12 protein-coding genes and 1 riboswitch are annotated in these 12175 nt (G+C 68.2%); of the genes, 2 read left to right on the forward strand and 10 right to left on the reverse strand.

Features of this window, described 5'->3' with window-relative positions:
• Positions 1 to 90 precede the first annotated feature (90 nt).
• Complete coding sequence (locus RZ1_RS20350; RefSeq protein WP_072814333.1) at positions 91 to 1308, reverse strand: NADP-dependent isocitrate dehydrogenase; 1218 nt, start codon at positions 1306 to 1308, stop codon at positions 91 to 93.
• A 255-nt stretch (positions 1309 to 1563) separates the two neighbouring features.
• Positions 1564 to 1681: riboswitch (SAM riboswitch) on the forward strand.
• A 130-nt stretch (positions 1682 to 1811) separates the two neighbouring features.
• Between RZ1_RS20350 and metX the strand changes: the two genes are divergently transcribed.
• Positions 1812 to 2942: a homoserine O-acetyltransferase MetX gene (metX, locus tag RZ1_RS20355; protein ID WP_072814334.1), complete on the forward strand. Its 1131-nt coding sequence runs from the start codon at positions 1812 to 1814 to the stop codon at positions 2940 to 2942.
• On the opposite strand, the gene RZ1_RS20360 is transcribed toward metX, so the two are convergent.
• From RZ1_RS20360 to RZ1_RS20370, 3 genes are read right to left on the reverse strand one after another with little or no spacing between them, the layout of a single operon-like run.
• Entirely contained in the window at positions 2939 to 3223 is a 285-nt protein-coding gene (locus tag RZ1_RS20360; protein ID WP_072814335.1) for a DUF3017 domain-containing protein, read from the reverse strand. The genes metX and RZ1_RS20360 overlap by 4 nt on opposite strands.
• Positions 3224 to 3243: 20 nt before the next feature.
• Positions 3244 to 4098: a bifunctional methylenetetrahydrofolate dehydrogenase/methenyltetrahydrofolate cyclohydrolase gene (locus RZ1_RS20365; protein ID WP_206022851.1), complete on the reverse strand. Its 855-nt coding sequence runs from the start codon at positions 4096 to 4098 to the stop codon at positions 3244 to 3246.
• Positions 4099 to 4132: 34 nt separating this feature from the next.
• The gene (locus RZ1_RS20370) at positions 4133 to 4711 is read right to left on the reverse strand and encodes a pentapeptide repeat-containing protein (protein ID WP_139281911.1); all 579 of its coding nucleotides are present in this window, start codon (positions 4709 to 4711) and stop codon (positions 4133 to 4135) included.
• Positions 4712 to 4755: 44 nt separating this feature from the next.
• Here RZ1_RS20370 and RZ1_RS20375 point away from each other — a divergent pair, with 44 nt between their 5' ends.
• The gene (locus RZ1_RS20375; RefSeq protein WP_072814342.1) at positions 4756 to 5220 is read left to right on the forward strand and encodes a tRNA (cytidine(34)-2'-O)-methyltransferase; all 465 of its coding nucleotides are present in this window, start codon (positions 4756 to 4758) and stop codon (positions 5218 to 5220) included.
• Positions 5221 to 5289: 69 nt separating this feature from the next.
• Here RZ1_RS20375 and RZ1_RS20380 read toward each other — a convergent pair whose 3' ends face one another.
• The 6 genes from RZ1_RS20380 to RZ1_RS30135 all read right to left on the reverse strand — a co-directional run.
• Positions 5290 to 6117: an RsiV family protein gene (locus RZ1_RS20380; protein WP_072814338.1), complete on the reverse strand. Its 828-nt coding sequence runs from the start codon at positions 6115 to 6117 to the stop codon at positions 5290 to 5292.
• The gene (locus RZ1_RS20385; RefSeq protein WP_072814339.1) at positions 6110 to 6994 is read right to left on the reverse strand and encodes a DUF4349 domain-containing protein; all 885 of its coding nucleotides are present in this window, start codon (positions 6992 to 6994) and stop codon (positions 6110 to 6112) included. Before RZ1_RS20385 ends, RZ1_RS20380 begins: the two co-directional genes overlap by 8 nt.
• Before the next feature lie 10 nt (positions 6995 to 7004).
• Complete coding sequence (locus tag RZ1_RS20390) at positions 7005 to 10250, reverse strand: error-prone DNA polymerase (RefSeq protein WP_072814340.1); 3246 nt, start codon at positions 10248 to 10250, stop codon at positions 7005 to 7007.
• Positions 10251 to 10354: 104 nt separating this feature from the next.
• Positions 10355 to 11782: a proline--tRNA ligase gene (gene proS, locus RZ1_RS20395; RefSeq protein WP_072814341.1), complete on the reverse strand. Its 1428-nt coding sequence runs from the start codon at positions 11780 to 11782 to the stop codon at positions 10355 to 10357.
• A gap of 47 nt (positions 11783 to 11829) precedes the next feature.
• The gene (locus RZ1_RS31965) at positions 11830 to 12000 is read right to left on the reverse strand and encodes a DUF8730 family Cys-rich protein (RefSeq protein ID WP_505358130.1); all 171 of its coding nucleotides are present in this window, start codon (positions 11998 to 12000) and stop codon (positions 11830 to 11832) included.
• A gap of 61 nt (positions 12001 to 12061) precedes the next feature.
• On the reverse strand, positions 12062 to 12175 hold a 114-nt coding region (locus RZ1_RS30135), incomplete at its 5' end, for a rhodanese-like domain-containing protein (RefSeq protein ID WP_244899364.1).

The following is a 12175-nucleotide window of genomic DNA, read 5'->3' on the forward strand; positions in this document are numbered from 1 at the left end:
GACACCGGACCTGACGCTGCCGGTCTGACGGAACGCGAAACGGGGCGCCTCCTTCCGGAGGCGCCCCGCTCTGCTGTGCTGCGCGCTACGTCAGGCGCGTGCCTTCTGCAGGTTCTCGTCGAGCGTGCCGAGGAACTCCTCGGTCGTCTGCCATCCCTGCTCGGGTCCGACGAGCAGGGCGAGGTCCTTGGTCATCTGGCCGGATTCGACGGTCTTGATGACGACGTCCTCGAGCTGCTGCGCGAACTCGATCACCTCGGGGGTGTTGTCGAGCTTGCCGCGGTGCTCGAGGCCACGGGTCCAGGCGAAGATCGACGCGATCGGGTTGGTCGACGTCGGCTTGCCCTGCTGGTGCTGCCGGTAGTGGCGGGTGACCGTACCGTGCGCCGCCTCGGCCTCGACGGTCCTGCCGTCCGGGGTCATGAGCACGGAGGTCATCAGGCCGAGCGAGCCGTAGCCCTGCGCGACGGTGTCGGACTGGACGTCGCCGTCGTAGTTCTTGCAGGCCCACACGTAGCCGCCCTCCCACTTGAGGGAGGAGGCGACCATGTCGTCGATGAGGCGATGCTCGTAGGTCAGGCCCGCGGCGTCGAATTCCGCCTTGAACTCTTCCTCGTAGATCCGCTGGAACTCGTCCTTGAACATGCCGTCGTAGGCCTTGAGGATCGTGTTCTTGGTCGACAGGTAGACCGGGTAGTTCTGCTGCAGACCGTAGGCCAGCGACGCGCGCGCGAAGTCCTGGATGGACTTCTTGTAGTTGTACATCCCCATGACGACGCCGCCGTCCTCGGGGATCTTGCACACCTCGTGCTGGATCGGTTCGCTGCCGTCCTCGGGGGTGAAGGTGATCGTGACGGTGCCGGCGCTGGGGACCTTGAAGTCGGTGGCGCGGTACTGGTCGCCGAACGCGTGACGGCCGACGATCACCGGCTTGGTCCAGCCCGGGACCAGGCGGGGCACGTTCGAGATGATGATCGGTGCGCGGAAGATGGTGCCGCCGAGGATGTTACGGATCGTGCCGTTGGGCGAGCGCCACATCTTCTTGAGGCCGAATTCCTCGACGCGCGCCTCGTCCGGAGTGATCGTGGCGCACTTGACGCCGACGCCGTGCTTCTTGATGGCGTTTGCCGCGTCGATCGTGATCTGATCGTCGGTGGCGTCGCGGTGCTCGATACCGAGGTCGTAGTACTCGAGATCGACATCCAGGTAAGGGTGGATCAGCTTGTCTTTGATGAACTGCCAGATGATGCGGGTCATCTCGTCGCCGTCGAGTTCGACGACCTTGCCTTCAACCTTGATCTTGGACATGTGCGCTTCGTGTCCTCCTAGGACGTTTCCTCGGCCCGATTCGACCGCACTTTGTGAGTACGGCTTCACACTGCTCAGGGATCTGAGCATGGACGTGTTCACACGCGGGGAACACGTGCCAAACAAGACAAGCGTACTGCTATTCCATCGGAGCGCAAAGCGTTCGTTCTCTACTGACCGGTAACTTTCCGCTGGTCAGCGCTGCGGGCAGCCCAACTTGGGACACATCGAAGCGAGCCGCTAAACTGCCGGTCAGGTCATGAGTACCAGCATTGAGCCCCGGCTTGCTGGTCGGCAACCCTCCAGCCAGGGTGGGGTGCTCCGGGTGAAGACCCGGCCGTTCGGCGCACAGGTCGAACGGCAAGCCGGCACAGGGAGGTAGTCACCATGAGAGTTGTGGTCATGAGCTGTCGCGCTTAGATCCGACCCGCCCTCCCCGCTCCCGGCCCGAAGGACATGATGACCACCACCGCCAGCCCCACCGTCGTCGAGGCGGCAGCGTCTTGACGGCGGGCACCGAACGGCGACCCGTCGACCTTCCGCCCGAGGACGGCCGTCTCGGCCTGGTCGACATCGGCCCGCTGACCCTCGAGAGCGGCGAGAGCCTCCCGAACGTCACGCTCGCGGTGCAGCGCTGGGGTGCACTCTCCCCCGCCCGCGACAACGTCGTGCTCGTCGAGCACGCGCTCACCGGCGACTCGCACATCACCGGGCCCGCCGGACCCGACCATCCCTCGCCCGGCTGGTGGACCGGCATGGTCGGGCCGGGGGCGCCCATCGACACCGACCGCTGGTGCGTCGTGGCCTCCAACGTGCTCGGCGGCTGCCGGGGCAGTACCGGGCCGAGCAGCACGGCACCGGACGGAAAGCCGTGGGGGTCGCGGTTCCCGCAGATCACCATCCGCGATCAGGTCGCCGCCGAGGCCGCACTGCTCGACGCGCTCGGTATCGAGACCCTCGCCGCCGTCACCGGCGGATCGATGGGCGGCATGCGCACGCTCGAATGGATCGTCACGCACCCGGATCGGGTCCGGGCCTCGCTGATCCTCGCGGTCGGCGCCCGCGCCACCGCCGACCAGATCGGTACCCAGACCACGCAGATGGCCGTCATCACCGGCGACCCCGACTGGCAGGGCGGCGACTACCACGGCACCGGACGCCGTCCCGACACCGGACTGGGCATCGCGCGCCGCATCGCGCACCTGACCTACCGCACCGAGGAAGAACTCGACTCCCGCTACGCGAATTCGGCTCAAGCCGACGAGGATCCGTGGCGCGGCGGACGGTACGCCGTGCAGAGCTACCTCGATCACCAGGCCGACAAGCTGGTGTCACGGTTCGACCCGGGCACCTACGTCGTCCTCACCGAGGCCATGAACCGCCACGACGTGGGGCGCGGACGCGGCGGGGTGCAGGCCGCGCTCGGCGCTTCCCCGGTTCCGACGATCGTCGCGGGCGTCAGCTCCGACCGGCTGTACCCGCTGCGGTTGCAGCAGGAGATCGCCGACGGGCTGCCCAATTGCGACGGCCTTCGGGTCCTCGAATCACGGGACGGGCACGACGGATTCCTCACCGAGGCCGACTCCGTCGCCAAGCTCCTGGTCGAACTGATGGACCTCGTCGGACGCGACTAGCCGGTGCCGAGCGGGTCGATCGAGACGGCCAGCGCCACGATCGCCCCGCCCACCAGGAGCAACGCCGCAACATCGAATCCCTTGCTGCGCACGGCCAGCACCCCGACCTGCTCGGGCGCCAGCACCCATCGCAGCACACCCGCGAGAATCGTGGCGCCGCCGAACACGAATGCGCCACGACGCCACCGATCCGCGAGCACCAGCACCACCGCGGCGGCGATGACCACGGTCACCGCCACCAACGGCAGGTTCCGGCGGGCGAACCGTACCCAGCGGTCCATCCGAGTCGCCTGTTTCCGGGTCAGAGGCCGGCGAGCTGCTCGGCCCGCTCCACCACGTTCGTGAGCAGGAACGCTCGGGTCAGCGGACCGACACCGCCCGGGTTCGGCGACACGAACCCCGCGACCTCGCGCACGTCGTCGGCGACATCTCCGCGCAGACCGTCCGCGGTACGCGAGACACCCACGTCGAGGACCGCCGCACCCGGCTTGATCATGTCCGCGGTGACCAGACCCGGCACACCGGCCGCCGCCACGACGATGTCGGCGCGCTCGATCTCGGCCTTCAGATCCTTCGTGCCGGTGTGGCACAGCGTCACGGTCGCGTTCTCACTGCGACGGGTGAGCAGCAGGCCGATGGGACGACCGACGGTGACACCGCGGCCGACGACGACCACGTGGGCCCCGGCGATCGGAACCTCGTAGCGGCGCAGCAGGTGCACGATGCCGCGCGGAGTGCAGGGCAGCGGGGCTTCCTTGCCGAGCACGAGCCGGCCGAGGTTCACCGGGTGCAGGCCGTCGGCGTCCTTGTCCGGGTCGATGCGCTCGAGCGCCGCGTTCTCGTCGAGGTGCTTCGGGAGGGGCAGCTGCACGATGTAGCCGGTGCATGCGGGATCGGCGTTGAGCTCGTCGATCGCGGCGTTGAGCTGTTCCTGTGTGGCGTCGGCGGGCAGGTCCTTGCGGATCGACGTGATGCCGACCTTCGCGCAGTCGTTGTGCTTGCCGCGCACGTAGGCAGCCGATCCGGGGTCGTCGCCGACGAGGACGGTGCCGAGGCCGGGCGTGATGCCCTTCGCCTTCAGCGCGGCCACACGGGCCGTCAGGTCCTCGAAAATCTCGTCACGGGTTGCCTTGCCGTCCAGGATCGTCGCAGTCACGGCTGCCATTGTCGCAGGTCCGTGTCCCGGTATTTCAACGGCGGTCGGGCTCGTCGATGTCGAGGTGGTGAGCGCGGGCGTACTCGATCGCCTGCGACCTCTCGATCCGGGTGTGGTCGAGTTCCGCGCTGCGCCACAACGCGGGACCGATATGGGCACTGCGCAGGTCCGCATGGTCCAGCCGCACCCCGACCGGCCGCGCACCGAGCAGGTCCACCGACCGCAGCACCGCGTACCGCATGTCCGCGCGGGTCAGGTCGGCGTCACGGAAGATGCAGGTGCTCAGGTCCAGGCCGCGCAGGTCGGCGCTGCGCAAGCCCGCACGCGTGAAGTCGACGTCGTCGAGGACGAGGTGACGCATCGGACACTGCGTGAACACCGACCCCACGAGCGCACAGCGCCGGAAGATGCTGTCCGACAGATCGGTACGGGTGAACGTGCACGAACGGTAGGTGCTGCGCAGGTGGCTGCTTCCCGTGAGATCGGCGTCGGTGAAGTCACAGTCGATGAAGACCGCATCCTCGATGAACGAGCCGCGCAGATCCGCGGCGCGGAAGCTTCGTCCCGTGACGCGCGCTCCCCTCCACCGGACCTCGGTATCGTCGCTGCCCATACCTTCATCGTCCACGCCCTACCGCTTCTGGCAAGGTGTTCGAGGTGTTCCGAGTGATGTTCCACGAGCCCCGCATACCTCCCAACACCGGCAACGCGATCCGCATGGTCGCCGGTACCGGCTGCGAATTGCACCTGGTGGAACCGCTCGGATTCGACCTGTCGGAACCGAAACTGCGGCGTGCGGGGCTGGACTACCACGATCTGGCTTCGGTGACGGTGCACGCCGGACTACAGCAGGCCTGGGACGCGCTGCAACCGGAACGGGTGTTCGCGTTCACCGCGCACGGCGAGGTGCCGTACGCGTCGATCGACTACCTCCCGGGGGACGTACTGCTGTTCGGTCCGGAACCGACGGGTCTGTCCGATGACGTTCTCGCGGACCCGCACATCACCGCGCAGGTCCGCATCCCGATGCTGCCGGGCCGCCGGTCCCTGAACCTGTCGAACGCGGCGGCCGTCGTCACCTACGAGGCGTGGCGGCAGCACGGATTCGCCGGGGGCGTCTGACTTTCGCACGGTCGTGAGACAGCCGCGCGCGTCCGGTTGCGCGCGGCGGTCTCACGGATCGGCGGATGCTCAGCTCGCGACCACGGTCGCGATATACGGGTCCGTGACATCGCTCAGGTTCGCCCACGGCACCGTGATCGTCACGAGCCCGATCGCGTGCGGACCGACCTGGTAGTCGTCGAAGTGGATCTCCATGCCCTCGGGTGTCGGCAGCCAGTTCGCAAAGTTCGTCGCCTCGGGGGCGATGCCTTCGGGATAGAACTCCGGGCCGGCCACGGTGCCGGGGAGAAGCAGAGCCGCCTGCTCCGACAGCCGGTGCAGTCCGGCCTGCAGATCGGGGAACAGGTCCCGCAGCGTGATCGGGGCGGCCGTGTCGGTGTTCACCACAACCGTGGCGACAAGCGGCGTCGGGTGAGCTCCCGGCGGGTTCGCATTGTAGGAGGTGACGAGCAACCCGGCGACGACGTGGCCCCCGATCCGGGTCACCTCGTGTTCCTGCGTCGAGAGCGTGTAGCTCACGTCGTCGGAGTGCTGGATCTGGTCCTCCAGCGCCGCGCGCATCGACTCGTTGAACTCGGTGACGACGGCCGGGTTCCCACCGCTGATCTGCGGGATGACGACGTCGTAGTCGACCGTGCCGGTCGAGCCCGAGACCGGGATTTCCTCCGCCCGATACGGTGCGGACAGGCCGGACTCCTCCGAGGCACCCCCGGACGGAGCCGAATGCGTCTGCGGCGAATCGGTGGCGTCCGAGTCGGTATCATGGTTTTGCGTTGCAGCAGTGGATGATTCGGCGACAGGCGTGCCGGATTCCGCTCCCCCACCACACGCGGCCAGCAGCACGGCAGCGGTCGCGCAGGCACCGGCAACGAAAATTCGGTTCCGTCGGTTATTCATCGTCCACCTCTACCACCGGGTGCTCGGCGGAGGCTTCCGCCGGGGTTGCGGGCGCCGCAGCGGGACGGCGGCCGATGCGGGCGAGCAGCCGGACGACCAGGTAGACGATGCCCGCGCCCACGAGGAAGAACACGATCCACGGCAGGGCAACACCGAGCGCGACGATCGAATCGCCGAGCGCGGACCGCAGATGGTCCCAGCCGGCGACCACTCCGTCCCAGAAACTGTCGCGGTCATCGGGACGTCGCGGTTCCGCGCTGATGTCGACGGTCAGGGTGGACAGGTCGATCTGGTCCGACAGGTACCGCTGCTGCGCGGTGAGGCTGTCCAACTCGGCCTGACGGTCCGCCAGCGCGTTCTCCGCCTCGATGAGATCGGCGGTGTTCGCGGCGGACGCCATCAGCGCCCGCAACCGGTCCACCGATGCCTGCAGGGCGGAGATCCGCGCCTCGAGATCCGTGTACTGCAGGGTGACGTCGTCGCGCGTGGTGGTCAGGCTGGTCACCTCGCCGAGACCGCGGAGCTCGTCGAGGGTGCCTTCGAGCCGGTCCGCCGGAACCCGGACCGTGAGAACACTGCTGATCTCCGGTTGTTCGGTGACGGAGTCGACGCGGCCGCCCGAGTCCTCGACGATCGTCACAACCTGTCGTCCCACCGCAACCGGATCGTCGGCGGTGAGCATCAACTGCCCGGTGACGATTTCCTTCCGGTCGGAGGCCTGCGGCTCGGACGGGGCGGATTCGCGGGTGCCGTCGGCCAGGGACGGCGACGCAGGCATGGACGCGGCCGGCCCGCTCCCGGAGTCGGTGCCGGTTCCGCCGCAGCCGGTGACGAGCAGAGCTATCGCAGTGAGCAGGACCACCAGCAGCCGGTTCATGGCGGCGATCCTAACGAAAGTCACGGGACTTCCCCGCCATTCGCAGATCCATCCGCTGCAACCGGTCCGCGACGACGGTGACCGCGCCCTCCGCGTTCTGCACCCGTCCGCGCACCAGCAGCGCCGGCGCGGTGTGCGCGAGCGTGCGGTATTTCGCCCACAATCCCACCGAGCACACCACGTTCACCATGCCCGTCTCGTCCTCGAGGTTGAGGAAGGTCACGCCCGCGGCGGTCGCGGGCCGCTGCCGGTGGGTGACCGCGCCCCCGACGAGTACCCGTCGGCCGTCGGGGATCTGCAGCAGCCGTCCCGCGGGCACGACGCCGAGCGCGTCGAGTTGCGGGCGCAGGAACTGCGTCGGGTAACTGTCCGGTGACACTCCCGTCGCCCACACGTCCGCCGCGGCGAGTTCGACGTCGCTCATCCCGGGCAGCGCGGGGGCCTGCGTGGACGCCCCGATGCCGGGGAGCCGGTCGGGACGTTGCGCGGCTGCCGCGCCCGCCGCCCACAGCGCTTCGCGGCGGGTGATGCCGAAACAGGTGAGCGCTCCCCCGGTGGCAAGCGATTCGGCCTGTGCGGTGCTCAGTTCCACCCGGGTCGTCAGGTCCGGGAACGAGGTGTAGGGTCCGTGCGCCTCACGTTCGGCGACGAGGCGTGCGGCCAACGCATCGCCGATGTGCCGGACCGCACCGAGGCCGAGCCGCACCTCCCGGCCCCGGCTCTCGGTGGTGGCGTGCGCGAGGCTCGCGTTGATGTCCGGTCCGTGCACGACCACGCCGTGCCGGCGGGCGTCGGCGACGAGGGACTGCGGGGAGTAGAACCCCATCGGCTGGGCGCGCAACAGGCCCGCGCAGAAGGCCGCCGGATGATGCAGCTTGAACCAGGCGGAGTAGAACACGAGCGACGCGAAGCTCTGCGAATGGCTCTCCGGGAAACCGAAGTTCGCGAACGCATAGAGCTTCTCGTAGATGCGGTCGGCGACGGTGCCGGTGATGCCGTGCCGCTCGCGCATGCCGTCGTAGAGCCTGCCGCGTAGCCGTTCCATCTTCTCCGTCGAGCGTTTCGCGCCCATCGCGCGGCGCAGCTGGTCGGCTTCGGCGGCGGTGAATCCGGCCGCGTCGACGGCCATCTGCATCAGCTGCTCCTGGAACAGCGGCACGCCGAGGGTTCGAATCAGCGACTTCTCGAGGCACGGATGGTCGTAGGTGACGGGTTCGAGCCCGTTGCGGCGCCGGATATAGGGGTGGACGGATCCGCCCTGGATCGGACCGGGGCGAATCAGCGCGACCTCGACCACCAGATCGTAGAAGTTTCGGGGTTTCAGCCGCGGCAGTGTTGCCATCTGGGCACGCGACTCCACCTGGAACACTCCCACCGAGTCTGCGCGGCACAGCATTTCGTAAACCTCTCGCTCGGTGAGGTCGAGCTGGGCGAGATCGACCGTGACGCCTTCGTTCTCGGCGACCAGGTCGATCATGTAGTGCAACGCGGAGAGCATGCCGAGACCGAGCAGGTCGAACTTGACGAGCCCGGCTGCCGCGCAGTCGTCCTTGTCCCACTGCAGCACGCTCCGCCCGGGCATCCGCGCCCATTCGACGGGGCACACGTCGGCGATGGGCCGGTCGCAGATGACCATGCCGCCGGAGTGGATGCCCAGGTGCCGCGGCAGTCCTTCGATCTGCGCGGCGAGTTCGAGCACCGGGCGCGGGATGTCGGTGTCGGTCTCGGCGGCGACGCCGTGCCAGCGGCTGACCTGCCGGCTCCATGCGTCCTGCCGGCCCTGCGAGTGACCCAGCGCGCGCGCCATGTCGCGGACGGCGGATTTGCCGCGATAGGTGATGACGTTGGCGACCTGCGCGGCGTACTCGCGCCCGTACTTGCTGTAGACGTGCTGGATGGCCTCCTCGCGGCGGTCGGATTCGATGTCGACGTCGATGTCCGGGGGTCCGTCGCGTTCCGGGGACAGGAACCGTTCGAAGAGCAGTTCGTTGCGGACCGGGTCGACGTTGGTGATGCCGATGGCGTAGCAGACGGCGGAGTTGGCCGCCGATCCTCTTCCCTGACACAGGATGTCGTTGCTCTTACAGAAGGTGACGATGTCGTGCACGACGAGGAAGTAGCCGGGGAAGTCGAGCCGGCCGATGATGTCGAGTTCGTGGTCGAGCTGCCGATACGCCGCCGGATTGCGTTCCGGTGGTCCGTAGCGGCGGTGCGCGCCGTCGAGGGTGAGCGTGCGCAGCCAGGTGAGTTCGGTGTGGCCGGCGGGTACGTCGAACGGTGGCAGGTTCGGCGCGATGAGCCGCAGGTCGAAGGCGCATTCGCGGCCGAGGTCCGCGGCATGGCGCACGGCGTCGGGGTGGGTGGCGAACAGGTGTGCCATCTCGGCGCCGGAACGCAGGTGCCCGCCGCCGGTGGGGGCGAGCCGACCGGCTGCGTCGTCGAGGCTCTGCCGGTCGTGGATCGCGGCCATCGCCATCGCGAGCCGCCGGCGGGACGGGTCCGCGAAGTGCGCCGCGGTGCTCGCGATGCACGACAGCCCGTGCGCGTCGGCGAGCGCGGCCAGGGCGGCATTGCGTTCGTCGTCGTCGGGCAGTCCGTGGCAGGTCAGTTCGACGGTGACGCGGTCGGCGCCGAATCGGTCGATCAGCTCGCGCAGGGCGGCCGCGGCTGCGTCGGGGCCGCCGGCCGCGAGAGCCTGCCGGACGTGACCACGGCGGCAGCCGGTCAGGATCTGCCAGTGGTCGCCGGCCGCCTCGGCGAGTACGTCGAGGTCGTAGCGCGGGGCGCCTTTGGTACCGCCGACCAGGTGCGCGGCGGCGATCTGCCGGGACAGCCGCCGATAGCCTTCCTGCCCGCGGGCCAGGACGAGCAGGTGTGCGTCGTCGAGGCCGAGTTCGGCACCGAACACGGTGGGCACCTTCAGTTCCCGAGCTACTTCCGCGAACCGGACGACGCCGTACAGCCCGTCGTGGTCGGTGAGCGCCAGCGCCTCGAGGCCGAGCCGGGCGGCCTCCTCGACGAGTTCCTCGGGCGTGGAGGCACCGTCGAGGAAACTGAACGCCGAATGCGCGTGCAGCTCGGCGTACGGCACGACCGGCCCGTCGGGTCGGCAGACCCGGGCTTCGTATTCCGTGCGGGTGCGCGACCAGGCCGGACTGTCGCTGCCGTCGCCGGGGAACTCCGGGTCGCGGCGGGGCCGGCCGGACAGGACACGCTCCAGCTCCGCCCACGTGGGAGGACCGTTACTCCATCCCATGCGACCGCACCCAGAACTCGAACATGTGTTCGATGATAGCGGAATCCGGTGCGCCGAGCTTCCGGAAAGGCCCCGGCGCCGTCCGGGGAGGACGAGCGGCGCGATCAGTAGCTGCGGCCGACGATCGCCATCAGCTCTTCGGACGGTGTCTCGACGTCCGGGAGACCGCCGTCGGATGCCTGTAAGCACCGGACGGTGGCCCCACGCGCGTTGAGCTGACGCTCTCCGTGCTCACCGAGAACGTTCCAGGGAATCCGGACAAATCCGGTAGCACTGGCATCGAGGGCCCCGGCCGAGGTGGTGGCGTCGGTCGTGCGCCGACCGAGCCGGTCTCGTGCCGCGGTGAACATCTCGGTATGGATTGCGTCGAGAAGCTCTCGAATCGTCGCGACGACGGATTCGGCACCGACGGAGAACTTCTGTTTCGTGTCACGCCTGACCAGGGTGCACTCCCCGCGCTCGAGGTCACGAGGACCGATCTCGAGGCGCAGCGGCACACCTTTGAGTTCCCATTCGGTCGTCCGGCGCCCGAATCCCTGGTCGGTGCGAGCATCCAGCCGCGCTCGTATACCCGCGGCGGCAAGGGAATCGGCGAGAGTCGATGCCGCGGTCACGGTGGGATCGTCGTCCTTGACTGCGATCACCACCACTTGCACCGGGGCGATCCGCGGCGGAAGGCGAAGCCCCTGGTCATCGCCATGCGCCATGATCAGACCGCCGATCATCCGTGTGCTCGATCCCCACGAGGTGGTCCAGCATGTTCGGGACCGACCGGAGGCGTCGGTGTAGTTGATGTCGAACGCCCTGGCGAAGTTCTGGCCGAGTTCGTGGCTGGTCGCCATCTGCAGCGCCTTGCCGTCACCCATCATCGCTTCGCACGTCATGGTGGTCACTGCACCGGCGAACCTTTCCCGCTCGGTCTTCACCCCGACCAGGACGGGGATTGCGAGCATGTTCTCGAGGAAGTCCCGATAGACGTCGAGGTGAATCCGGCGGGCGAAGGCACCGGCCTCATCGCTGGTGGCGTGGGCGGTATGGCCCTCCTGCCAGAGGAACTCGCTCGTACGCAGGAAGATCCGCGGGCGCATCTCCCAACGCACCACATTGGCCCACTGATTCAACCGCATCGGCAGATCACGATGCGACTGCACCCATTTGGCCATCAGCTCACCGAACACCGTCTCGCTCGTCGGGCGCACGACGGCGGGTTCGGTGAGATCCTTCCCGCCGGCGTGGGTGACCACCGCCAGCTCCGGGCTGAATCCCTCGACGTGTTCGGCTTCCCGCTCGAGGTAGGACTGGGGAATGAGCAAAGGCAGATAGACATTTTCGGCACCTGCAGCTTTGATTCTTGCGTCCACCGCTGCCTGCATGTGTTCCCACAGTGCATACGCATACGGTCGGATCACCATGGTCCCACGGACCGGGCCGTTGTCCGCCAACTCCGCCTTGTTCAGAACGTCCTGATACCAGCGGGGGAAGTCCTCCCCCTGCGAGGTCAGCACTCCAGACTTCCGCGAAGATCCGGCCATCCAGCGATACTAGCGATCCGACCGCAGCGCACCGGCCGACCGGCGGGTCAGCGACGGAAGAGTGAACGTAAGGTCCGACGCTCACCTCGGGCCGGCGCATCCTGACCGCAGGTACAGCGGTCGGCGGCGGGCACCGAACGCATCACCGCATCGACGTGCTGTCCACAACCTCCCCAACCGGTCTTGCCGCAACGCGAACAGGTGACGGGATAACACATGGAATCCTCCTGGGATCGAAAGAACAGTCACCGACAACCCCGGCCGAACGGCCGGAAACGATCAGGCCGGGACGTGCGCCTCGGCCCACGCGTTGTAACCACCGAGCAGATCCGAAACATTCTCGAAACCCTGCGCCCGCAGCAACGACGCCGCCACACTCGACCGCCACCCCCC

It is taken from the genome of Rhodococcus zopfii NBRC 100606 = JCM 9919 (genome assembly GCF_001895025.1).
In the GTDB taxonomy this organism is placed as follows: domain Bacteria; phylum Actinomycetota; class Actinomycetes; order Mycobacteriales; family Mycobacteriaceae; genus Rhodococcus; species Rhodococcus zopfii.